Raw genomic sequence first — 24049 nt, 5'->3', positions numbered from 1 at the left:
CTTCCACTGTGTGCTGCCAATGAACTTTTCGCAGCTGCCGTAATGCGGCAAACAGCCTGTGCGCGACTGGATTTTCTTCATGGTTTATCCCAATGCTGCTCACCTCTGTCTTTAGTTAGGTTTACTAATAATTAAATACTATATTAATTAGGCTACCTAATTATATTTTCACCATAACTGTTTGTCAAACATTGAAGGCGTTATCAATTATTACGGAATGAAGAACATCAGCGCTGCAACTGCTGCGAAACCAAAACTCCCCCGCCCGAAGGCGGAGGAGGAATATTCATAGTATAGGATTTGTATGCTGAGGCAACTGTACAATACCGGATTGCTGATCAACATTTACTGCGTTTTCATCATTTTTCCTTAACTCTTGTATGAGTTCTCTATACTTCTTCTGCTGGTCATCGGTAGCGTAATCCCTGCTTGTCTCGAATAAAGTTACACAATCAATCAAGTCCTTCGCACTGTTCAGCTCAACAGCGAGCGTGAGACACTGCAGAATGCAGTCCACTCCAGACATATACCGTTCCCGGTCTATATGGTAGATGGCCAGCTGATAGCTGAGCCTGTATACACGGTCAATATTCATCGGGTCCTGATACAGCACACAATGAGCCATCTCCACTGAAAACTGTTCCAGCACATCGTCTACAGCGAATCCGAACCGGTTGGCCGCCTCTATAATAATGACCAGGCCAGGCAGAATCTCCCCGGGATGTTCCACCAGAAAAGCTGTATATGCCGGCAGTACTGCGTAATTGCCCACCAGCATTTCCAGGGTAAAGCTGTTCGCTATGGCAAATAAACGAAAGGCTTCAACCTCAGACCGGCCCTCATCATCAAGAAATTGAAACCAGCTTAAATCGGCATAGCCGGCGGTATATTTCTTGGCTTCCTCATATCTGCCCTGTTTCGTAAGCGAGGTCGCCTTCAGCAAATAGCCATGGGCATAATAAAAAACAAGCGGGCGCTCCAGTTTCAATTCTTCACCTCGCCTGCCCGCCTTCTTCTGCAGCTGTTCCCGGTACATCGCACTGGCCAGTGCCCTCAGTTCATCGGTATACTTCTCCATTTCTTTGTACTTATGCAGGGTATAGGTGACCTGGGCCAGCTTCAGCAGACCATCTAACTGCAGATTCTCGGGAAGGCGTCCGCGGAACGGTTCAAAGGCGATCACTGCCCGCAGCTTCTCCTCCCAATTCACAACGGACATCAGCGATTTGAAAATACGGTACTGACTGATCGCCAGCCGTTCGGAGTAACTATCTTGTTCATTGTCCACTACAATTTTATAAAAAACCGTCGCCTCCTGCATCTTGCCGGCGGTGAACAGCTTCTCGGCTACCGAATAGACAATATCGAGCGGTTTGGGGTATTCCATCATTCTGCTTAACACTTCATCAATACAATGCTGCTTGCCGGTTTCGGCGCAGCGAATTAAAAAAGGCTCCACCCTACGGCGCGAGACCTTCTCTTCACTAAAGCATTCATCCACATAAAGCGAATATAAACATCCTTCCGGAAGTCCGAAGGCTCGGTTGAACGCATCCATCTGCCTCAAAGAAATCGGCTTAGGCGGATTGCCATGAAGAATGGCACTGAGACTGCCGCGGTTCAGGCCGGAAACTTTCGCGAACGAGGCTAGATTATGACCCGAGCGGGACAGATTGTCCTCAATTTCAGAGCGTAATGTTGTCAGTTTCGCCTCCACTCGGCACCTCCCCCGGTCATGTTGAAATAGTGCTGCTATTAATTGACATTATAGGTGAAGCCTATGGAAAGCACAACAAAATGGCCCCGCAACGCGGGACCTTTCCTTTCAGCGGGCAGCTGATTATTTATGAAATTATTGTTCCAACAACTTCAGAAGAAAAGCAGCAGGCTCTTCTGTTAGCACCTATCCGGTTGTTAGAAGCCGGGTGGAACTACTGCTGCAGTGCTGCCTTGCTTCTCACCCTTTGGCTCTTGGTAACTTTTCCGAAAGCGGAAGCTGCATTATTGCGGCTGCGCAGGCCTTCCATCATTTGCTTCTGAGCCATTACAATGTAGCCGTCCAGACGCTGGCTGAGCTCAACGACCGTATGGTCGCTCAGACTGCGCTCCTGCGCCACCTCCAGCAATTGACTTCTAAGGCTCTCTATAGTTAAAAACAACTCGTCTTCTCTGTAATCTCTTCTATGATCCTCGTGGGAAGCCTGGTATAAGTTCACGATCAGTCACCTGCTCTCTATCAACTTCTACCTTATCATAATTCATGATGCCAAAAAACATATTTTGAAAAAAAAGAAAAATATGTCGATCATATTACATTTGTAAATTTTCATTCATTCCTCTGAATCGACATTCCCGGAGGACTGTAACGCTGGCCAAGGACTCCCATGGCAAAAGTTATCCATTCCCGCGCGGCAAAGGACAAATACCGGTCTCTGCGCCAGATCATCCCCAGCTGCCAGGGAATAACAGGTTCTGTTAAAGGAATCACAGAAATTCTGGAACGGTCCATGTCACGGCAGATGGTCTCCGGCAGCAGTGCGATGCCCATCCCGGCAGCCACCATCCGGCTAATCAGGTCCCACTGTGAACTCTCATATACAACTCTGGGCTGAAATCCGGCTTTTACACATTCTGTTATGATCCGGTCATGCAAGGCAAAATCCTCGCGAAACAGCACAAACTCCTCTTCCGCCAGTTCTTTCAGAGGAACACTGTCTGTACCGGTCAGCCGGTGTCCTATCGGCACCAGAAGCTCCAGTTTCTCCTCTACAAAAGTAAAGCAATGAAACTTTGCCGTATCCACGGGCAGCACAATCGCCCCGATATCAAGCAGCCCCGTTTCCACATCATCCTCCACCTTTTTGGCTCCGTCCTCATGCAGCCGGATGGTAACCTCGGGATACCGCCGGTGAAATTCCCCGATGACGGCCGGGAAGAAGCTGGCGCCCACCATGGGCGGCAGGCCGATGCGGATATGTCCGCGCTTCAGGTTGCGCAGGCTGTCCAGCTCGGAGGAGAGGCTGGCGAACGACTCCACTATATTTTGCGCCTTGGAGAGCAGAATCTCCCCTGCATCTGTCAGCCTTATGCTCTTGCCTTCACGGTAAAAGAGGTCCGCACCCAGCTCATTCTCGAGGTTGCGGATCATTTTGCTGATCGTGGGCTGTGAGATATAGAGCGACTCCGCCGCTCTGGAAAAGCTGTTCAACCTGGCCGCCTGGACAAAGTACTGTAATTGGCGGATATCCATCGCTTATCGCCTCCCATGCATAGACAAAAGGAATGTCATTTATTCGATCTATTTATTTTACCTATGAAAATAATTGATGTAAACTTTCATTATCATGAAAGGAGCGAAGCCTTATGAAAAAGTTATCCCTAGGCTTGCTGCAGGTAGCCGGACTTACAATATTCTCAATGCTTATCAATACATTGACTCCACTACTTCATATACCTATTCCCGGAAGCATTATCGGGATGATCCTCTTGTTCCTGCTGTTGGAATCCGGCGTCATCCGCCTGAACTGGGTGGAAGTCGGTGCCTCTTGGCTGCTTGCCGAGCTGCTGCTGTTCTTTATCCCTTCCGCTATCGGAGTGATGAAATATTCGAGTCTGCTTGAAGCAGACGGCCTTCAAGTGCTGGCGGTTGTGCTTGTCGGCACATTTGCGGTAATGGCCGGTTCGGGCCTGCTTACGGGAGCCATCTATAAAGTGAAGGAGCGTAAAAGCTGATGATTACAGGACTGCTGCTGCTAGGTCTCACCATTGCTGTGTATCTCATCTCCAAACGTATTTATGCCTCCAGCACCAAGATGTATGCTTCTCCGCTCATCATAACACCTTTGGCGATGATCCTCTTTCTGCTATTGATGGGCATCCCTTATGAATCTTACAATGCGGGAGGCAAATGGCTTACAGATCTGCTACAGCCGGCGACCATCGCCTTTGCGATCCCACTCCATAAAAACTTCAAAGTACTCAAAAAACACGCCGCCGAAATTGCGGCGGGCGTGTTCTCGGGTACAGTAATTGCAGTGCTCTCCTCGATGCTGCTGGCAAAGTGGCTGCATTTAAGCGGGGAACTGGCGACCAGCCTGGTACCCCGTTCGGTGACGACACCGATTGCCATGAGCATCTCGCAAAGCATTGGCGGCGTCCCGAGCATTACGGCTGTTTTCGTAATCCTCACCGGCGTGCTGGGAACATTGATGGGGCCAACCGTACTCCGCCTCTTCCGCATTGACAACGAAATTGCGCGCGGTGTATCGCTGGGAACCGCCGCACACGGCACAGGGACATCCAAGGCCTTTGAGCTGAGCTCCCTGACCGGTACCATCTCCAGTATCTCGATGATTCTGACGGCGCTGTTCTCGATCGGACTTGCACCGGCACTTCTCGCGGTATTCCTCCACTAGGCCGACCCGGCTTGGGCCAAAGACCTGCCGATCATTCAACCGATCCGGCAGGTTTCTTTTTACTTAAGGCCAGAAGCGGCTATTCCTAAAGTTTCACCGGCAGGCCGCGCTGAGCCGACTCATATGCCGCACAGGTTACTTTCAGCGTTTTGTAGCCGTCCTCATAATCGCTGAGAATCCGTGAGCGGTCTCCGGTCCGCACTGCATGCAGGAAAGCTTCGGTCTCCACTGCGTAAGGATTGCCTGCATTGACGAATTCCTTGCTGTCGCCGCTGCGCACCTCCAGCAGACGTTCCGGATTCCAGTCCAGCAGCCCGTTGTCATTGTAGAAGCTGAGTCCGACACGGCCAACCTCGCCCGGCAGCACACAGGTATTGGAAATGTTCGCAACCACGCCGTTTGCCAGCTTCAGCGACACTGTGCCCACATCGGCTACCGTTACATTCTCGTGCTGCTCATGCATGATCCGGTTGCCGAACATGCCGTATACTTCTGTCACCTCGCCGGCCAGATAACGCAGCAGATCGACGATATGGGTCGTCTGTTCCGTGAATTGTCCGCCGGATTGTTCCTGGTTGCGCCACCAGGCTACGCCGGGCATCCCTCCCATCCATTGTCCGACAATCATTCCTACCTTATCTCCACTCAGGGATTGTTTCAGCCGCGTTATGTTCTCCTGATAACGGAAATGATAGCCAACCGAGGTCAGCAAATTATGTTCTTTAATATCCTGCAGCAGACTTGCCGGGATTTCCGTGCTTGACCCCAGCGGTTTCTCGATAAAGAAAGGAATCTCTCTCTTAATCAGCGCCCGCTCTATTGCTCCATGCGATTGTGGAGGCACACAAATGTACACGGCATCCAGCTTATGGGCTTCCAGCATCTCTGTCATTTCACCATAACCCTCCGCTCCATACGGACGGGCCATATCTTCACCCTTCTGCTTGCTGCTGCCGCAGATGGCTTTCAGAGACACATCCTCCATGCCTGTGAGCAAATCGGCATGCACCTTGGAGAACCAGCCTGTTCCTACGATTCCGATATTAAGTGTCATTTAATTCCCTCCTGTAGCGCTCTAGTGAAGAGCATCTTTTCATAGAAGTACAATTAGATTATAAGCGTTTAAGCCAGTACAAGGTAGTTTCTCCATTCCCCGGGGAGCAGCTGCTGGTATGGATATTGCAGGAACCGGTCATCTGCGAGCACAATGCTTCCGCTGTCATTCTCGCTGCGGATCAGCCTGCCCCCGGCCTGCAGCACCTTGCACATTCCGGGATAGACATAGGCGTAATCAAAACCGTTCTTGCCCCGGGACTGGAAATATTCACGCAGCAGATTACGCTCCAGCCCTACCTGCGGCAAGCCTACCCCTACAACCATCACACCGTTCAGGCGGTCACCGGGCAAATCCACACCTTCCGAGAATATCCCCCCCAGCACGGCGAAGCCAAGCAGCGTTTCCGGGTTATCCGGGCGAAAGGAGGAGAGGAATTGCTCCCGCTCGGGTTCACTCATGCCGCTGCTCTGCACCAGCGTGGGGACCTCCGGATATTTGTCCGTGAATATCTCATAAACATTCTGCAAATAAACATACGAAGGGAAAAACACCAGATAGTTGCCTTTCCGGGAGACCAATCCTTTCAGCGCATCACTCAGCGGAAGCAGAGAATCGGCCCGGTCGCGGTAACGGGTGGAGACTGGCAGCACAGACACCTGCCACTGCTCCTTATGAAAGGGAGAGGGCACGCTTAGGCTGTAGTCTTCCTCGCCCGCGCCGATCATGTCTCTGTAAAAGGAAAGCGGAGACAGCGTAGCCGAGAAGAAGATCTGGCTGCGGTAGCTCTTTCCCATTTGCTGCAGCAAAAAGGAGGGGTCCAGATTGAACAGCTTCAGCACCACATCCCCGCGTTGGACTTCCGCATAGGTGACATACCGTTCATCATAGGTCTTGAAAGTGCGCAGCATCCCCTGCACCGCATAATACGTATCCAAAAGCCCGCCTTCACCGTCTTCTTCCCCCTCCTGTGCAACCAGCGAGACAGGCGAAGGGCTGAGCAGCTCAAGCTCCGCTTCTGCGGCAAAACTCTCCAGCAGGGCAGGCAGCTCCTCCGGGTACATCGTCCATTCACCTGCCCCTTCTTCACTGCAGCGTTTGCGCAGGGCAATGAAAAAAGCATTCACCGCTTTGGCGGCAACGCCGAGTGAGCGGTTAACGGTCTTGTACTGCCGCTGCAGCGAGAGGAACGGAGCCTTCGCCAGACTGGCCGAGTACATCTCCCTCCCCCGGTCCACCAGATTATGTGCCTCATCCACCAGCAGCACCGTCTTCTTCTTCCGTTCCTCCTGCAGCCGCTTTAAGCTGATACGGGGATCATAAATATAATTGTAATCACATATAACGGCATCACAGGCATAGGCAGCATCCAGCGAAAATTCAAACGGGCATACCTGATGTCTCTTGGCATACCTGGCAATCACGTCCTGTGTCATTAGCGTCTCGTGCTCCAGCATGTCCAGCAGCGCGTTATTGATCCGGTCATAATATCCGTCGGCAAAGGGACAGAAGTCTTTGGTGCACAGCCCCTCATCACGAAAACAGGCTTTCTCCTTTGCCGTAAGCGTAATAGCATGCAGATGAAGCCCGCCTTTCAGCAGCATGGCTATTGCCTCCTGGGCGGCGAACCGGTTAACCGTCTTAGCGGTCAAATAGAACAGCCCGGCAGCCTGGCCTTCTCCCAATGCCTTGAGCGCAGGAAAGAGGGTGGACATCGTTTTGCCGATACCGGTCGGGGCCTGGGCGAACAGATTGACGCCCTCTGTGACTGATTTATAGACCGCAGCCGCAAAATGCCGCTGTCCCTGCCGGTATTCGGCAAAGGGAAACGACAGCCCGCGGATGCTGGCTTCCTTCTGCGCCTCATGCCTAACCATCAGCTCAGCATAAGGGGCATATTTCGCTACCGTATCAACGGCAAAGGCAATCAGCTCTTCTTTGGACAACTGCCTGTAGAGGCTCCGCTGCTCTTCACCGCCCCGCCGGACATAGGTGAGCTTGACCTCAATAGAAGTAAGCTCCTGTGCCAAACATATCATATAGGCGTACATGTATGCCTGCGCCCAGTGCACCTCCCGGCCTTCGAAAGCAGGTTCGAGCGGACCGGCAGTAGATTTGATCTCTTCGACCGTTACACTTCCGTCCTCCCCGGTGAGCAGGCCGTCGCAGCGTCCGTCGATCATAAATATAAGGCCTTCATGGGCAATTTCTGTCTTCAGGTAGACTTCTTTACGGTCTCCTTCCTTATACTGCTTCTGAATGTGCTGATGAATACGCGTACCCTCCACCATCGCTGCTCCACTGCGGAATCCCGGCTCCAGACTGCCGCTGCTAAAGACATATTCCACGAGGGATCTCACTGAAAGAACTATTTCCGCATATTCCATGTATGCCCACCCCCATTATTTCCCGAGCCCCTTTTTAGCATCGTTGGCCGTTTTCGTCCTTTTTCCATGATATAAACTGATCTGAGTGCTATAATCTCGGCTTCATTCCTGCGCATATCGCTTTACGCGGTCCATGGTGGTTATACGACGATTCTGATTTTTGACATTCCTCCACCAGCACTGCATAATAAGTTCTATTAATATGGAATTCTTTTGTCTATGCGCTGCGTCCTCCTAGCCGGGAAACGGCGTTTCATCTTGCAGAAAGAAGGCGAAGCTGTGTCATCCCTTACTATTAAACGATGGTTGGTTAAACCATTTGTATTCTTCACTATCATCTTCATTCTCAAAAGCTGTCTGGCTTGGGGTGTAATCTTTGGAGATTTATTGCCTTGGAAAACAATATTAACCGAAATTCCTTTTGTCTGGGCGCTTTTTTGCCTTATTGAGCGTTTTGCCTCCAAACGGAAGCTTGGTTATTATATGACCGTCAATCTGCTCGTTACCGCGATCTTTTTCGCCGCTATTATGTACTTTAAATATTACGGAGTTATTGTCACTTACCATGCGGCAGAGCAGGTGAACCAAGTCACTGCTGTCCGCAACAGCGTATTTTCACTGATGGACCCGTACTATCTGCTGATATTTGCTGACATTATCATCCTGGGCATCTATTTCTTCTTCAATAAGAAGGGCCGGACGTATAAAAAGGATAATATTAACCGCTGTGACCACCGCCGCAACGGCAAGCTTTCCTTCAGTGTGCTGTTCGCCGTTTCCTTCGCACTCTGCTTGTTCAATATACTGCCCAATAAGGCCAGTATGAATGAGATCAAGAAAGCGCAGGAGATGGGTATCCTCAATTATGAGGCTTATACCATTTTTGCTCAAGATAAAACCGAGCTTGTGAACGCCAGTGAGATTACGCAGGATACTATCAACAAGCTAAAGGGAATTGATCCCGCAGCTGTCTCCCCGCTTCAGGGTGCTGCTAAAGGCAAGAACCTGATCATCATTCAGCTCGAGTCCTTCCAGAGCTTTCTGATGGGGCTAAAAGTGGACGGCCTTGAAATTACACCGAACCTGAACCGTTTGATGGATGATAGTCTTTATTTCCCTAACTTCTACCAGATGGTGGGGCAGGGGAATACCTCGGATGCGGAGTTCGTTGTTAACTCTTCTTACTATATTCCGCCGCAAGGTGCGGCTACGATGGCGTATGTCGACAAGGATCTGCCAAGTCTGCCGAAATTGCTGCAGGCCAACGGGTATCAGACAGCCACCTTCCATACGAATGATGTGGAATTCTGGAACCGCGGTGAGCTCTATAGTTCACTGGGCTGGGAGCAATATTACGACCATAAGTTCTTCGGCGATGAAGATACCTTCTTCTTCGGTTCTTCCGACGAAGTGCTCTACCGCCGGTCTGCCGAGAAGCTGAAAGAAATGGATGACAGCAGCAAGCCGTTTTATGCTCAGGTCATTTCCATGTCAGCGCACCATCCGTTCACCATTCCGGCAGAGAAATATCAAATGAAACTGCCTGAGCGTTATGAGGGCACCTTTGTCGGAGACTATATCCGTTCGCAGAATTATGCCGACTATGCTTTCGGACAATTTGTTGAAGAGCTCAAAGCAAGTGGCGTCTGGGACAACAGTCTGATCATGGTCTACGGAGACCATATGGGACTGCCGATTTATTCACTGGACCATGATGACAAAGAACTGATGACTGAAATATACGGACATGAATATGAATATTCCGATATGCTCAATATTCCGCTAATCATTCATGCGGGAGACAGCCTCAAGCCACAAACTCTGGAACAAGTTGGCGGAGAAATTGATATTATGCCAACGGCTGCCAGCCTGCTGGGTGTCTCCATGGCGAACAATATCCACTTTGGCCAGGACTTGCTCAGCCAGACATACAATCTGCTGCCGCAGCGTTATTATTTGCCAACCGGCTCCTTCATCGCCAGCTCCGGGCTGTTGATTCCCGGGAACAGCTTTGAAGACAATACGCAATATAAACTGGCCGCCGGAGGGAAAACTCCTGCCGGTACCGAAGATGAATATACCAATGCTTTGCGGTTGCGCCAGCTGTCGGACAGCTATGTGACCCAATTGCCGGATAAAAAGACCGCCGTAGAATAACACAGGCGGATTAAGCAGCAGTACAGAAAGAGCCGCGCTCCCATTTGGAGCGCGGCTCTTTTTGTATCCCTCAGGCCAATCACGTTATCGTTCCTGCTGCTCAAGGAACCGGTAATAGTCCGCGAAGTTCCGCAGTTCCTCCGGCTTCAGGATTGATAAATGCTCGGCAAGCAGCAGCAGCGAACGGTACTGCGCTTCCTCCAGCAGCTCCTGGCCTTTGGCTGTAAGAGTCACAATAACTGCTCTACGGTCATTCTCATCCGGCTCGCGTGCGATAAGTCCCAGTGCTTCTAACCGGTCCAGCATGACTGTAACCGCACTGGACTTCACCTCAAGCTTATCGGCCAGTTGGATCACCCGTGCTTTTTTCTCCTGTGCGATCATGCGCAAAAGTCCGAATTGCGGCACGGTTAGACCGATTTCTTTATGCAATGACATCTGTGAAGTGATTTTACGCTGCACCCTCCACATAGACAATCCTAAGGCTTCAATCAACGGATCGATTTGTTGCGGCATCCCTTTCAGCTCCCAGTCCGTTAGTCCTGCCTTAAGCGTACCATTTCGGCAGGTGATGATTCAATGCTTTTGTCTTTTTGGACATGATCAGAGTCATTGCAAAAGCGATTTTTTTAGGAAAAGTTTGCATTTTTCGACACAAAAATACTACATTCTAGATACTGCTCTAAGAGCCGCGATACGCTATAATCTTAGCAGTGAACAGTGATTCACTGAATATATGTAGTCAGGGCTGGTGGTACGAAACATGAAATTGGCAACAAAATTAACTTGGATGATGCTCATTGTGTTACTTCTTGTCGGATCATCCATCGGGTTCTTCGGATACCGCGCGGCTTACAGACAAGTGGATGAAGCTGCAGGTATCGAACTGGTAGGCTGTGCGAACATTACTACCGGCCTAGTAGATCCCGCTGACATATCGGCACTGGTGGCAGGTGACAGCAGCAAGGTGGCCGCTGTAGAAGACCGGATCAGCTGGATTATTAACCATAAACCGATTTTCAAGGAAGCATTCATCCTATCCTTGGACGGTACTGTGCTTGCCGCAGACAAAAGCTTCAAAGAAAGAGGCTATAAAGCTGGCGACACTTTCTATTTTTCGGATAAAGATAAAGAAATGATTACTACCATGAAGCATTCCGCATACTCCAAAGTTTATACATATCAAGGCACCTCCCTCAAAACCGGGTACGGCCCCATTTATCAGGATCATGACCCCACGAAGCCCATTATCGCACTTATGGCCATCAATTTTGACGGCCCGCTGATTCAGACGCGTACGAGGGACATCATCGTTCAACCTTTCATTATCGGCGCATCCATACTGGTAGTAGCAATTATTGCCGCGTATTTGGCCATCCGGCGCATGGTTAGACCGCTCACCAAACTATCCAGTTCAGTTAACAACGTGGCTAAGGGCGATTTGACCCGTGAACCGCTCCTGTTCAAGAGCAAGGATGAAATCGGCACCTTGGCCCGCGACTTTAACGAAATGACGTCGAGCCTGCGCTACCTCATCACCCAGGTCAATGATACCTCCATGTTGGTGGCCTCTTCCTCCCAGGAACTCTCATCAAGCGCGCAGGAAACGAACCGGGCCGGAGAGCACAGTGTCAATGTCACCCTTGAGCTTGCCGATGGGGCCCATACGCAGCTGGACAATTTGGAAGGAAGCTACAAAGCTGTGCAGGACATGTCCCGTTTTATTACCGAGATTGCCGACAATGCGGACAGTGCCATGAATAATGCTGCCAGCAATGCACTGAAGGCCCGGACAGGCCGGGAAGCGATGGATTCCACCACCTCGCAGATGCAGGTAGTCAGCGGCAGCATTACCAATTTGTCTGCTATTATTGATACGCTGGGCAGTCATTCCAAGGAAATTGAGAGTATCGTCAGTACGATCGCCAGCATCGCTGAAGAAACCAACCTGCTGTCATTGAATGCAGCGATAGAAGCCGCCCGTGCCGGTGAAGAGGGCCGCGGCTTTGCCGTTGTTGCCGGATCCGTCCGCAAGCTTGCTGAACGCTCAGCTAAATCAGCCGGTCAAATTGGTGATTTGGTCAGTCTCATTGTAAATCAGATGGACAAGGCCGGAGAAACCATGAGACGTTCCACGGATGAAATGCAGCAGGGCAGAGAAATGATTATGTCTGCCGGGCAATCCTTCTCCGAGATAGAGGTTTCCGTCTCTGATATGTCTTCCCAAAGCCAGCAGATTTCGGAGACTGTCCGTGAACTGGCGCTGATCTCCGACGGGCTCGTGACCGCGATCCAGAATATTGTTGCAGTATCGAATCAGACGGCTGAAGGCGCCGAGACTTTATCCGCCTCCTCCCAGGAGCAGCTTGCAGCAATGCAAGAGGTTGAATCCTCCGCTGCGTTCCTGTCTTCACTTGCAGAGAAGCTTCAGGTGCTGGTGGAGAACTTTAAAATCTAATTCTAATAACTTTTTTAATGCTACAGACTAAACAAGTGGAAACGGATACCGTCCTCAAAGGACGGTATCCGTTTCAGCGAGAAATAGAAGGATAATTTGTAACGTGAAGCATATAAATTCTTATCTTTGAACAAGAGGCTGGCCATCCTGTTTCTCAGTGATGACCAGCCTCTTGTATAATACATTGAGCGATATAAATGTTATGTAGCGTCTAAGCTGTATTTTCTATAAACCATTGACCCAGTTCATGAACCGGCATCGGACGACCGTAATAGAAACCCTGCATGACCCGGCAGCCGAGGGATTGCAACAATTCAATCTGTTCGGTTGTTTCTACGCCTTCGGCGACAACCTCCATATTGAGGTTGCCGGCAATCGCAATAATATTGCTGATAATCGCTTTTTTCGAATGCATTTTACTTTTGCGGATAAAGACCTGATCAATCTTTAGCGTATTGACCGGAATCTCATCCAGATTACCGAGTGAAGAGAAGCCTGTACCGAAATCATCGAGCGATACACGCACCCCGAGACTCCGCAGCTTGGAGAGCTGTGCTACCGTCTCCTCCATATTGTTCATTGCGATGGATTCCGTGATCTCCAGTTCGAGGAAATGCGGCTCCAGCCCAGAGCGCGTAAGTGCCTCCTCCACCACATCATACAGGCTTCCGCCTTCAAACATCCGGGCCGACATATTGATGGACACAGGAACATTCGCTACCTCTGCCCTGTGCCACAGCATATTCTGGCCGCACACATCATGCAGCATCCAGTAAGTAATTGGTACGATAAGTCCCGTCTCTTCGGCAATCGGAATAAACTCTGCCGGAGAGATGATCCCGTGCTCCGGATGCCTCCAGCGCAGCAGCGCTTCCAGTCCAACAGTGACGTTCATAAATGAATCCCACTTCGGCTGATAAACTACCATAAATTCAGAGCGGGCCAGCGCCTTGCGCAAATCCTTCTCCAGTGACATCCGCCGCAGCTGGTGGCGGTTCATCTCCTGGTCAAATACACTGAATTTATTCTTGCCGGAGTCCTTGGCCGTGTACAGCGCGGTATCCGCGGCTTTCATCAGCGCAGAACGGTCCGTGCCATGCACGGGAGCCAGGCTGATTCCGACACTCGCTGTAACATACAGCTCATTGCCCTTAATGCTGTAGGACTTCTTAACCTCCCGCAATACATGTTCTGCCATGTCCTGAGCATTCTCTAATGTACAATCCGGCAGAGCAATCAGAAATTCATCGCCACCCATCCGAAAAACCTTGCCTTGGCAGCCTACACAACGTATCAACCTGTCTGCGACCTCCTGCAGCAGCTCATCGCCGATGTCATGCCCCAGCGTGTCGTTAATCGACTTGAACCGGTCCAGATCGACAAAAAACACCGCACCCATGTTCACCCCGAAGAACTCATCCAGAAAGTAACGCTCCAGTCCATGCCGGTTCGGCAGCTCGGTCAAAGGGTCATGATAGGCCATCTTTTCCAGAACATGCCGGTCCAGAAACACGGCGCCTCCAGAAATAGCGAGCATAAACAGAGTTACCAGCGATACCCCTGTCAACAGAATGAAATCCGTCTCCATCAGAAAGGGCTTAGCCCCAAGCCAACTGTTGAGCTCGAAGCGGCTTGTACTCAGGCTGATATAATGCATTCCGGTTACCGCAAACCCGATGAACAGCGAGGAGCAGAGCTTCCAGGCACTGAAGCCGGTGTAATCCTTAAACTTGCGAAACAGAAATACAGCGATGTAAGATGCCAGAAGAGCAATCATCATAGATATGCCCTGAGCCATTGGCTCATAGTGAAGTCTGCCGTCCATCTCCATAGAGGACATTCCGACATAATGCATGGCGGAAATTCCGCCGCCCAGAATGAAGCCGGCAACCAGCAGTCTGAGCAGCCGCTGGCGGGATGCTACCGCAATCCCCAGGGCCAGAAAACTGGAAAGGATGCTGATCAGCAAGGACAACACCGCTCTGCCCGGATGATAACCGACTTCAAACGGCAGGCGGCTGGCCATAATGCCGACAAAATACATCGCCCAGATTCCGCTGCCTAGCACACATGCCCCCGACAGCAGCCACAAACGCCGGATCTTGCCCGTAGAATGGGAAACCTGTGAAATCAGATTAAGCGCTGAATAGGCCGCGGTTGCCGCCAGCGCGAAAGATAGAAAAACAATCCAAATGTTATAGTGGATTCCCATTTGATCCATAGTTGACCTCTTCACCGGTTATATTATCATTATCGCTGCCATGTATTCTACCTTCTATTTGGAAGCCTGTCTAAGTAAATACTGGAACTTAAACCCCTTTTTTAAGGATGGCAAAAAATGTCCATATTTGCCTGCTGCCTCAAGCCCCGAGTGTTGGGAGCTTCCCGTTCCGCGGAGCGGCTTGGGGGAAGGAAACATGCCAAACCCACCAATTGAGAGCTGTCAAAATTACCAAATAGATGTAAATCCCCGGAAAGAACAAGGTGAACACATAATGAACCCCGGCAAACCCCATTAATATAAATAGCAGAGCAATGGAAATCCCTTTGTAATCACTCTGCTTGGCGGCTTCATATTTCTCGGAAAAGGGCAGCGCCTGCGGCATCATGCGATAGCAGATGACGGTATACAGCAGCGAGGCCAGCAGCACAGCGAACAAATCTACAATGATCTGGCCTCCGAACAGCCAGACGAATACCGCTCCTTCCAAGACAAACAATGGCAGCAGGAGCCGCAGCAGCACCGCCTTAAGCATCCCGCGGTACACCGCGGCCGTCCCGGGCAGTGGAATAGCTTTATAAATCCATGCGCCCTTATAGCTGGCCGAATAACGCAGCATTTGCACGGCAGTCAGCACCAGCATTGCGCTGAGATAAACAAACAGGTAGGCTTTGGAGCTTCTAACCGCCTCCATGTCCCCGCTCCACACCTGGTTGAATATAAAGATAAAAGGCAAGACCAGCGACAATCCTATGGACGGGTATACCTTCAGCTTGAAATCCCGTTCATTTTTCATCATGGACCAGGTGAACCGGAAGAACATCCCCTCTTCCTTGTTCCGGCATACGATCGCAGACAACCGTCGGGACAAGCGTCCATTATCTTTGCCCGCAGCGCCCTGCTCCGCCAGCTTCTGCAGACTCCGTTCGAATGTCGGCATCAGCTTGATGTATGCCGCAAGCAGCACCAGCGGCACCACAAGACCAAGCAGTGCCAACTCCGCAAGATGGGCACTCTTTTTCCCGGCAATCAGCAGCTCAAACGGAGCAGAAAACCAGATCGGGGCGAACAGAAAATTCCACCAGGCCGCTTTAAAAGTAACGCCCAGCTCAGTGATGTTGAACAAGCGGGAAATCAGCTGGGCGCCCACGGTAACTCCAATGGATAAAATGATCTGGACATAGTTGATGATGTCCTTGAGCTTTTCCCCGTCAAAGACCCTTAGAATCAATAAATAGAGCAGCGCGGTAAACACAAGGATAAAGCAGTCCATCAGAATGACCGCAGCAGCGTATAGCAGGAAGAAGGGAACTCCCTGGATAAATATCGAAACGATCAGCGACGGTCCCGTAAACGTCAGCGTGACTGTCAGCAAATAAATGAGAATATGCAGGCTCTTCGCCATGCTCAAGGTCCGGCGGTTCACCGGCTTGGAGAACAAAATATTCTTGTCGCGCAAATCCAGCATGACCGATGAGAAGTCAGAGATCAGTGTTGTCATAATCATGAACATAACCACACTAAACAGCATACTCATCATCAGGATATAATTCCCCTTGGGAATAACGATGAAAATCATCATCAAACCGATCAGTAAATAAAACCACTGCACCCGGAACGGCGAACCCTCGGTCTCCTGCTTATTGTTCTGTGATCCCGCAAATACCGTCGGCGTCCGCCTTCCGTCCATGGTCAGCTTTACTTGAAGAATGTTGCGCAGCATACCATAATCGACACCGATTCTCTTGAAGCCTCCCTGCAGCCGGTCAAGCAGCTTCAATACAAAGAAATCATTCATGCGGAGCACCCTCAGCAATGACCGCTACAAATTCACCGGCAATATCCCGGTACTGGTCAAATCCGGTCAGCTGATTGAAGATCTCCTCCAGCGAGCCTTCCCTGTTCTGCTCCTTCAACTGCGAGAAGCTGCCGTCTGCTACGATATCTCCCCCGTCGATCAGGATGATCCGGCTGCTGATCTTCTCTACCACATCCATAATGTGCGAGGAATAGAAGATGGTCTTGCCCCGTGCCGCAAGTGAGGCGAAGATTTCCTTAACGATCATTACACTGTTGGCATCCAGCCCGCTGAGCGGTTCATCAAGAAATAAGATGTCGGGATCATGCAGCATGCTGGAAATCAGCAGCACCTTTTGCTTCATCCCTTTGGAGTAGGAGGCGATACGCATGTCGTAAGCCCTCTCCAGGTTTAAAAGGCCCATCAGCCTTTCCGCTTTCTCATCGGCATCCTTTTGCTTCATGCCGTACAGTTCGCCGATGAATGTCAGGTACTCCCTGGCGGTCAGGCTGTCATACAGCTCTGCGACCTCCGGCACATAGCCGATCCGCCTTTTGTAGGCAGTATCTCCGTCAGCGATGTCTCTGCCAAAAATTTTCACCGTACCGTTGTAACCCTCTACCAGTCCGAGCATGATCTTGACCGTGGTGCTCTTGCCCGCCCCGTTGGGTCCGATATAGCCAATGATTTGCCCCCGGTGAACCTCCAGATCGATTCCCCGCAGCACCATTCTGTCACTGTAATTCATCCATAAGCCGGATATTGAGATGACCGGCTCTTCCAATAGCCCCATTGTTAATCTCCTTTCGAATCGGCTGTCATTTAATTCACTAAGACAAACTTTCAATACTATTCCTATTCTATCAAATTTTACAACGTTCCTCATGTGAGGAATCGCAACAAACTAACCCTACAAAGTAGGGTTTTGGCTTGGAAAGCAACACAACACCTTTGCGGAGGCCCCGAAAACTTATACATTCACAACAAAAAAAGGAGCGGCTACAGGGCCGCCCCTTATAATGACTCGTATTTATGCTAGCAGAATAGGACATTAACCGATTCCGGTTTTCTATTGCAGCGCAAGCTTTCTACTTGGACAGCAGATTATAAATAACCTGTGCCGCTTGCGCCCGGGTCGAAGGGTCGAGCGGATGAATTCTTCCGTTATCCCCCTCGACAATGCCGCGTTCCACTAGTGCCTTCAGTGCTTCCTGAGCGTAGCCTGCAACTTCAGCTGCATCGCTGAAGCCGGTCAGCTCCTTGCCTGAGTTCTTCCCGGGAAGTTCTCCCAGAGCTTCAAGGGCGCGGTACAGCAGCGTGAACAGCTCCTGACGCGTGATATAGCTATCCGGCTTGAACTCATTGTTGCCGGAACCGGAGGCAATGCCCAGCCGTTTGGCAGCGGCCAGATAGTCGCTGTAATACCTCTTGCCTGCATCGCTGAAATTCTCCTCAGCTCCCGCTTCCGGCGCAATGCCGTAAGCCTTAAGCAGCAGAACGATAAACTGGCCTCTGGTGATGTTGTCATTCGGGCTGTAGCTGTTGCCGGCAGTACCTGAAGTGATCTCTCTTGCTGCCAGGAAGCTTACAGCATTGTTATACCAGGCGGTGGCAGCTATATCGGCGAAACTGACCTTGTTATAGGCAATGATATATTGCGAGAAATGAGTGGTTACAAATTCCACCGCTTCCGCAGCCGCATTGTATTTGCCCCGGACAATATCCAGACCACCGGTACTGTTGATGTTATAAACAATAATGGAGTTTGCATCTTCGCCTGCCTGCAGTGTGTAAGGAAGGCTGAGCTGCACTTTGCCTCCGCCGAAGACAGTCACCTTGCTGTCTCCTGCTTGAACTGTCAGATCATACACCGGTCTGTCGCCGAGCACAGCCTTACCTTCTTCGGTTAAGGATACTTTGGCAATTCTAATGACAATGGTCCCGGCATCGGCGGCTGCGCTGATGCTTGCCACCGCAGTGGAATCAAAGGTGATCTGCCCAACGTTCTCGACATTAATCGTAAGTCTGGCATTCGTGCCGGAAGCTACTTCATTAAATGCGCTTCTTGGAATGCTGAGTTCAGTGGTCTTGGTACCCGTACCTGCTGCAATCTTGATTTCCAGAACAGCCTTCTTTCCTTGCGCTTCCGCAGCCTTGGCGCTGCTGACAAGGCCTGCCACCGCATCGGCGGTAACAGCAGCTGTGGTCACGCCAGTAGCATCGTCAGTTTTAACCGATGCGGTTGCAACTGTAGTCACTGTATCTCCGGATGTTGTCGCAGACGGGGCTGGACTCGCGCTTGGTACCGGAACAACCGGTGTTCCACCGCCGCTCCCGCCGCCCGAACCTGTTGCCGGCACATAGGCTGGTACAACAACATTGGTATCAGGGCTTGGCTTATAGCCCAGCTTGCCAGCAGTTCTGACGTTATAGGTTCCAGCGGCCAGACCCGTGATTTCTTTATCAGTAGCCGGAATGTAGACGGATGCCGTCGACTGCTTGTATTCCAGGGCTGTCGTTGTGCCTGTAATCACTCCGTTCTTGTTCTCGGAGGAGGTAGGCGCTATGCCGGCCAGACCGGTTGGCGCAGCCTGTTCCTGAAGGTTGCCGGGGACAACTACATCGGCCGCCGGGCTTGCTGCATAACCCTCTTTGGCCGGATATCTTACGTTGTACACGCCCGGTATCAACCCGGTGGTTTCTCCGTCTCCCGCATAGACATATTCCGTAACGGTGGACAGCTTGATCTGCAATTGCTTGGTGGTGCCTGTGATCTTCCCGTCTTTATTCTCCCAGGTAGTCGGCTTCACTCCTGCCAGGCCGGTAGGTGCCGCCTGTCTGTCTGTGAAGGCCGGAACGGCAATGCTAGCCTCAGGGCTTGCCGCAATTCCTTCCTTAGCCGCATATCTCACCTGATAGACACCCGGTATAAGATGTACAGGCAATACATCCTTGGCATACGTATACTCCGTAACCGTTGCCAGTCTGTATTCCAGCGATTGAAGCTTTTCCGCGCTCAGCGCACCCTTGGCACCGCTGATCTGTCCATCGGCGTTCGCCGCAGTTGTCGGCGGCAATCCCTTTAATCCTGCAGGGGCGGCCTGCTCTCCGGGCAAGGGCACAACCACTTCTACCGCTTCTCCCGCAGCGTATGGAATGGCCGTGGTTCCTTCCGGCTTAATAATAGGACCTTGGAAACCCGCAGTGGCTTTATATCTTACCAGATAAGTTCCCGGCTCCAGTCCCGAAATCGTATCGCCTGCGGCAGATTGATATTCATAGACGGAATCCTGCACACTTTTGTATTTGTATTCCAGCTGGCTGTTAGCTCCTCTGATGGTGCCGTCTGAGGTGCCGTACAGTCCGGCAGGCACAGCCTCCAATCGGGAGTACAAAGTATTCAAAGCTTGAATGGCATTTTTGTATCTGGAGCCGTCGGAATAACCGCTGCTTACATAACCCGGCTGGATGTTCGTCCAGGAGTACATCAGCTCCACGTGCCCCAGAATAGGAGCCTTTGCTCCAGTCGCATCTTTATTGTCTTTATTGTACGTGAAGAGATACGGCACTTGAAGTCTGTCACCTGTGACTGTCTCGTTCAGATCATTAACATAACTGATCACAGAGGGGTTAGCCGCCTGATTATTCTCTGTCTTGATATTGGTGAGATAAGTATCCACCAGATCCACGTAGAGATTGGCATACGGATGATTGCTCGTTCTAATCTGCAGCTCATTGTTATTATGCGGATTGGCCCGTCCGTTGGTTCCCGTATTATTACCAGACTCAGCTACCGTCAGCCCCGAATCGAGCTTCGTGTCAAAGAAATAGATCTTATCTATATGGTGCGCGATCGCTTGTTCATTGACATATTTAATGATTGCCTGGGTATTCGGGCACCAGGAACCCCCAAACAGCAGGGCATAATTGCCGTCACTGGCCAGAATCTGCTTCAGCTGATGATAGGTCACATGCTCAAGCACCAGATTTTTGTCCTCCGGAGTAAAAATAATATTCCCATTGTTCTCTCCGGCGTAATTCCGGTTAAATGCCGATTTAATATACTCGGATTCATTGATCACACTGTAAGTGGAAGCAGCCTTAAACACCTGTCTGACAGAGTTTTTATAAGCATCGACCTTGGCTGGATCAAGCTGGCCGCTTGTCTGAAATTGTTCCCAAGACCCTCCGTCTTTTAGATAGGAAACAATAGGTGCGCTGTTGCCTTGTCCATCCTTATGATCCTTGTTGTACAGGAACAAGAACGGAGCATCAATCTTGTTGGCAGAAACAGTCTCGCCAGCTGCATTCACATAGCTCACATTGTGTTCCCGGTCGGTTTTGTCATACAGCGAAAGATTCTTCAAATATTTGTTGACCAGATCAACGTATTTATAGGCATACGGATTATTGCTGTCTGCGATATCAAGAGTGGCCCCGTCCAGCTTGGTGTCAAAATTATAGATCGTGGGAACGTTGATCCCGGTTTCCTTGGCTACCTCATTAATGAACCCGATATTGGCCTGAGTCTCCTCGCTCCAAGTGCCGCCAACCAGCACAGCATAAGTACCCTCACTCTCAAACAGATTGACGATATCTTCATATGTAGCGGTCTTGTACACATGATTACGGTCATTCAGATGGGGATAATTCTCATAAAAATAATTATATGTGCTGACCGTTCCGGAACCGCTGAGCGGAAGAACCGCCTCAGCCCCTGCCTTGCCGGGGTTAACCGGCAAGACGAGCAGCGCAGCCGCCAAAAGCGGCGCAAGGATTTTTTTCAGTGTTTGCTGTCTTTTCATTAGCGCACCTCAACTTTATCTTTTTCTGTACTTGCAATACCAAGCAACAGGAGTCTAGAAGAAAAAAACAGCTTAAGGGCAAACTTCCTCTTCAACGGCCGGAGCAGGCGCCGGATTGCTCGCAGCCGGTGCTGCTGCCGGTGCGCTGGCCGCTTGGGATGAGGATGTGCCGGCAGCCGCTTCTGACGCCGGAGCAGTTGTGTTCGCCTTGACTACCTCAGTTGTCGAGAACGTCACCTTCTTCGCGGCAGGCTGTTCAGCAGCCGGAGCGGCTGTAGCTGCGGCCTGTACTTCAGCAGCCGGTTTCACCGTTTCGGCCTTGGGCGCTGCAGTTGCTTGCGGAGCCGCAGTTGCCTTTGGAGCTGCGGCCGTTTTAGGTGCCGCAGCCGCTTTAGGAGCAGCAGCTACGGTGTTGGCTTCAGCCTTGGCAGTTGCCTGGGGCTGCGGCTCTTTAGCCGCAGGAGCGGCAGTTGCCTTAGCTTGAACAACCTCCGCCTTGGCCTGAACTACCTCTTGCGCCTTGGCCGGAGCGGACGGCTTGCTCGCTTCAGTTGCTGCCGGCTCAGTCGCCGGTGCTGCTGTCGCTGCGGCCTGCGCTGTATCGGCAGCCCCGCCTGCAGCCTTGTCTGCAGCTGCCGCTTGAACCGGTGCTGCAGTGGCAGCTGCCGTCTCTACAGACTGAGCAGGCCCGGTCGCTGCCGGTGCAGCGGCCTGAGCCACGCTACTGTCGGCCGCTGTTTTCACAACAGCCGGTGCTGCTGCCGCCTCAGCACTGTTGTCTTGCTTCGCTGTCACAGCCGCATAAGTCAGAGCTGAGAAAATCAAAGTTGCTGCTACTACGGATACAGTGAGCTTTTTCATAAATGGTAACCATCCTTTTCTCTGGCCCGGTGCAGTGTACTTAAGTTCATACGCCCGCCCCTTGGCCTGTTCTAATGTTGGACTATGAAATTGGATACACCTATCGCTTATTACCTTTCTTTAGATTTTTGGCAAAAAAAATAGAGCTTCAATACAGTGCAATAGCAAGCACTGATTGAACCTCTGGTCGTCCAGTCGATTCCCGTCTGCAAATCTTCAACAGCAAAAAGTTATCCTGTGATGTGATTGATATCATGTTAATAAGGGATCACTTTCTTGTCAATCCCCAAATTATATTTTCCTCATCGTTTTTGTAGGAATTAAACATTGCTACCTCGAATACAATAGCTTAATTAAAGAAAACTGGGGGGATATTAGGACTACGAAACAGCGTAAAATTACAATTCTTATCTTTTAGAAAAGGATTGACAGTACAGCGGAACTTCCAGTATATTTATCCCACATTAATTCTTACATAACTAATTGGATTAGGGGGATTATTAAAAATGTCTATCGACAACAACTTGATCACCGCCATCGAAAGTAACTGGTATGGCTTTGTTGTATCGATTTTTGTATTCGGGGTACTCTTCCTATTGGCCCGCAAGCGCGTCGGGTTTGGTACGCGGGTCATTGTAGCCCTGGCAATTGGTCTGGTCGTCGGCATTCTTTTTCAGAATCTGGAGTTTGACACCAAGGCTATCACCACCTTCGGCAGCATCTATGTCAGTCTGATCCGCATGCTGGTTGTCCCGTTGGTCTTCGTTCTGGTGCTTAACAGTATTGCATCGCTGACCAATCTGGAGTATTTGCGTAAGATCGGCTTCAAGACCTTTGCCTGGTTCCTTGGAACAACGGGTATTGCTTCAATAATAGGTCTACTGGTTGCACTGCTGTTCAACCCGGGAAACGGCATTCAGCAGGATGTGCCCGCCGACTTCACCGCCCGTGAAATTCCGACCTTCTCCCAGGTCATTCTTGACCTTGTACCTTCCAACCCGATCAATGAAGCGGCTGAAGGCAAGGTTGTGCCGGTGCTTATCTTTGCAATCTTCCTTGCAGTGGCCATCATCAAGATCGGATCGAAAAATGCAGAGTCCGTGAAGCCCGTGCGTGACCTCATTCAATCGCTGACACTGGTACTGCATCAGGTCGTTAAATTCATCATCCGTCTGACGCCTTACGGTGTATTTGCACTCATCGCCGGCATCACTGCCCGCTACGGCTGGGAAACGCTGCAGGAGCTGGGAAGTGTAATTATAACCTCCTACGTCGCACTGATTATCCATTTTGTGCTGGTGTTTGGCGGGCTCGTATTTTTTGTGGCCAAAGTCAATCCGCTGCGCTTCTTCCGCAAAATTTATCCGACCGTTGCCGTGGCCTTTACGACCAGAAGCAGCTACGCTGTACTTCCGGTTAACCTTGAGGTGATTACAAAACGGCTGCATGTTTCTCCCCGGATCGCCAGCTTTGTCGCTCCCCTTGGGGCGTCAGTCAACTTCAACGGCTGCGGCGGGATCTGGCCGGCCATTGTTGCTGTCTTCACTGCACAGGTATTTGGAATAGACCTTGGCTTGACCGACTATATTCTGCTAGTCTTTGTCAGCATCATTTCCTCCATCGGAGTTGCCGGTGTGCCCGGACCCGCAGTGATCTCGACAACCGTCGTACTTACCGCTTTGGGCCTGCCGCTTGAGGGTATCGCAATCGTCGCCGGTGTGGAAGCACTGATCGACATGGGCCGCACAGCTGTAAATGCGACCGGAACAACCGTCACCGCCCTGTTGGTGGCCAACTCCGAAGGAGAGTTCGACCGGGATGCCTTCAATAACGACAACGACGAAGATGAGCTTATTGCATCCGCCGTATAATTCTCTACCTGACCTATATTCA

The 24049-nt window shown here is 50.8% G+C and carries 16 protein-coding genes; 5 read left to right on the top strand and 11 right to left on the bottom strand.

The window, feature by feature from the left end:
• Nucleotides 1-286 precede the first annotated feature (286 nt).
• From ACQ76X_RS08155 to cidR, 3 genes are all read right to left on the bottom strand, one after another.
• Complete coding sequence (locus ACQ76X_RS08155; protein ID WP_438492887.1) at nucleotides 287-1717, bottom strand: DNA-binding protein; 1431 nt, start codon at nucleotides 1715-1717, stop codon at nucleotides 287-289.
• A 214-nt stretch (nucleotides 1718-1931) separates the two neighbouring features.
• On the bottom strand, nucleotides 1932-2216 hold the full coding sequence (locus tag ACQ76X_RS08150; RefSeq protein ID WP_076109704.1) for an aspartyl-phosphate phosphatase Spo0E family protein: 285 nt from the start codon (nucleotides 2214-2216) through the stop codon (nucleotides 1932-1934).
• Between the two features lie 110 nt (nucleotides 2217-2326).
• Nucleotides 2327-3250, bottom strand: coding sequence for a cidABC operon transcriptional activator CidR (gene cidR, locus ACQ76X_RS08145; protein WP_038597594.1), 924 nt, complete (start codon nucleotides 3248-3250; stop codon nucleotides 2327-2329).
• A gap of 113 nt (nucleotides 3251-3363) precedes the next feature.
• Between cidR and ACQ76X_RS08140 the strand changes: the two genes are divergently transcribed.
• The gene (locus ACQ76X_RS08140) at nucleotides 3364-3732 is read left to right on the top strand and encodes a CidA/LrgA family protein (protein WP_038597597.1); all 369 of its coding nucleotides are present in this window, start codon (nucleotides 3364-3366) and stop codon (nucleotides 3730-3732) included.
• Nucleotides 3732-4415, top strand: a complete 684-nt coding sequence (locus ACQ76X_RS08135; protein WP_379145741.1) for a CidB/LrgB family autolysis modulator — start codon at nucleotides 3732-3734, stop codon at nucleotides 4413-4415. Before ACQ76X_RS08140 ends, ACQ76X_RS08135 begins: the two co-directional genes overlap by 1 nt.
• A gap of 85 nt (nucleotides 4416-4500) precedes the next feature.
• Here the strand turns inward: ACQ76X_RS08135 and ACQ76X_RS08130 are convergent, their stop codons facing one another.
• Complete coding sequence (locus ACQ76X_RS08130; protein ID WP_438492885.1) at nucleotides 4501-5469, bottom strand: Gfo/Idh/MocA family protein; 969 nt, start codon at nucleotides 5467-5469, stop codon at nucleotides 4501-4503.
• 68 nt (nucleotides 5470-5537) lie between these two features.
• Nucleotides 5538-7856, bottom strand: a complete 2319-nt coding sequence (locus ACQ76X_RS08125; protein WP_438492884.1) for an ATP-dependent DNA helicase — start codon at nucleotides 7854-7856, stop codon at nucleotides 5538-5540.
• Nucleotides 7857-8075: 219 nt separating this feature from the next.
• On the opposite strand from ACQ76X_RS08125, the gene ACQ76X_RS08120 reads away from it, so the two are divergent.
• A complete protein-coding gene (locus ACQ76X_RS08120) occupies nucleotides 8076-10013 on the top strand; it encodes an LTA synthase family protein (RefSeq protein ID WP_438492882.1) in 1938 nt (645 codons plus the stop codon).
• An 84-nt stretch (nucleotides 10014-10097) separates the two neighbouring features.
• Here the strand turns inward: ACQ76X_RS08120 and ACQ76X_RS08115 are convergent, their stop codons facing one another.
• The gene (locus tag ACQ76X_RS08115; protein WP_438492880.1) at nucleotides 10098-10529 is read right to left on the bottom strand and encodes a MarR family winged helix-turn-helix transcriptional regulator; all 432 of its coding nucleotides are present in this window, start codon (nucleotides 10527-10529) and stop codon (nucleotides 10098-10100) included.
• 247 nt (nucleotides 10530-10776) lie between these two features.
• Here ACQ76X_RS08115 and ACQ76X_RS08110 point away from each other — a divergent pair, with 247 nt between their 5' ends.
• Nucleotides 10777-12471: a methyl-accepting chemotaxis protein gene (locus ACQ76X_RS08110; protein WP_438492879.1), complete on the top strand. Its 1695-nt coding sequence runs from the start codon at nucleotides 10777-10779 to the stop codon at nucleotides 12469-12471.
• A gap of 211 nt (nucleotides 12472-12682) precedes the next feature.
• On the opposite strand, the gene ACQ76X_RS08105 is transcribed toward ACQ76X_RS08110, so the two are convergent.
• From ACQ76X_RS08105 to ACQ76X_RS08085, 5 genes are all read right to left on the bottom strand, one after another.
• Nucleotides 12683-14692, bottom strand: a complete 2010-nt coding sequence (locus ACQ76X_RS08105) for a putative bifunctional diguanylate cyclase/phosphodiesterase (protein WP_438492877.1) — start codon at nucleotides 14690-14692, stop codon at nucleotides 12683-12685.
• 139 nt (nucleotides 14693-14831) lie between these two features.
• The gene (locus ACQ76X_RS08100; RefSeq protein WP_438492875.1) at nucleotides 14832-16490 is read right to left on the bottom strand and encodes a hypothetical protein; all 1659 of its coding nucleotides are present in this window, start codon (nucleotides 16488-16490) and stop codon (nucleotides 14832-14834) included.
• Nucleotides 16483-17283 carry an ABC transporter ATP-binding protein gene (locus ACQ76X_RS08095; protein WP_038597612.1) on the bottom strand — a complete coding sequence of 267 codons (801 nt, stop codon included), beginning with the start codon at nucleotides 17281-17283 and terminating at the stop codon, nucleotides 16483-16485. The genes ACQ76X_RS08100 and ACQ76X_RS08095 overlap by 8 nt, the downstream gene beginning before the upstream one ends.
• Nucleotides 17284-17578: 295 nt before the next feature.
• On the bottom strand, nucleotides 17579-21295 hold the full coding sequence (locus ACQ76X_RS08090; RefSeq protein ID WP_438492873.1) for an S-layer homology domain-containing protein: 3717 nt from the start codon (nucleotides 21293-21295) through the stop codon (nucleotides 17579-17581).
• 72 nt (nucleotides 21296-21367) lie between these two features.
• A complete protein-coding gene (locus ACQ76X_RS08085; protein ID WP_438492871.1) occupies nucleotides 21368-22156 on the bottom strand; it encodes a hypothetical protein in 789 nt (262 codons plus the stop codon).
• 506 nt (nucleotides 22157-22662) lie between these two features.
• On the opposite strand from ACQ76X_RS08085, the gene ACQ76X_RS08080 reads away from it, so the two are divergent.
• Nucleotides 22663-24027: a dicarboxylate/amino acid:cation symporter gene (locus ACQ76X_RS08080; RefSeq protein WP_438492869.1), complete on the top strand. Its 1365-nt coding sequence runs from the start codon at nucleotides 22663-22665 to the stop codon at nucleotides 24025-24027.
• Nucleotides 24028-24049: the final 22 nt, after the last annotated feature.

Origin of the sequence: Paenibacillus sp. IHBB 3054 (assembly GCF_051594305.1) — a bacterium.
GTDB lineage: Bacteria > Bacillota > Bacilli > Paenibacillales > Paenibacillaceae > Paenibacillus_AQ.
This window is presented reverse-complemented; position numbering and strand designations above follow the sequence as displayed.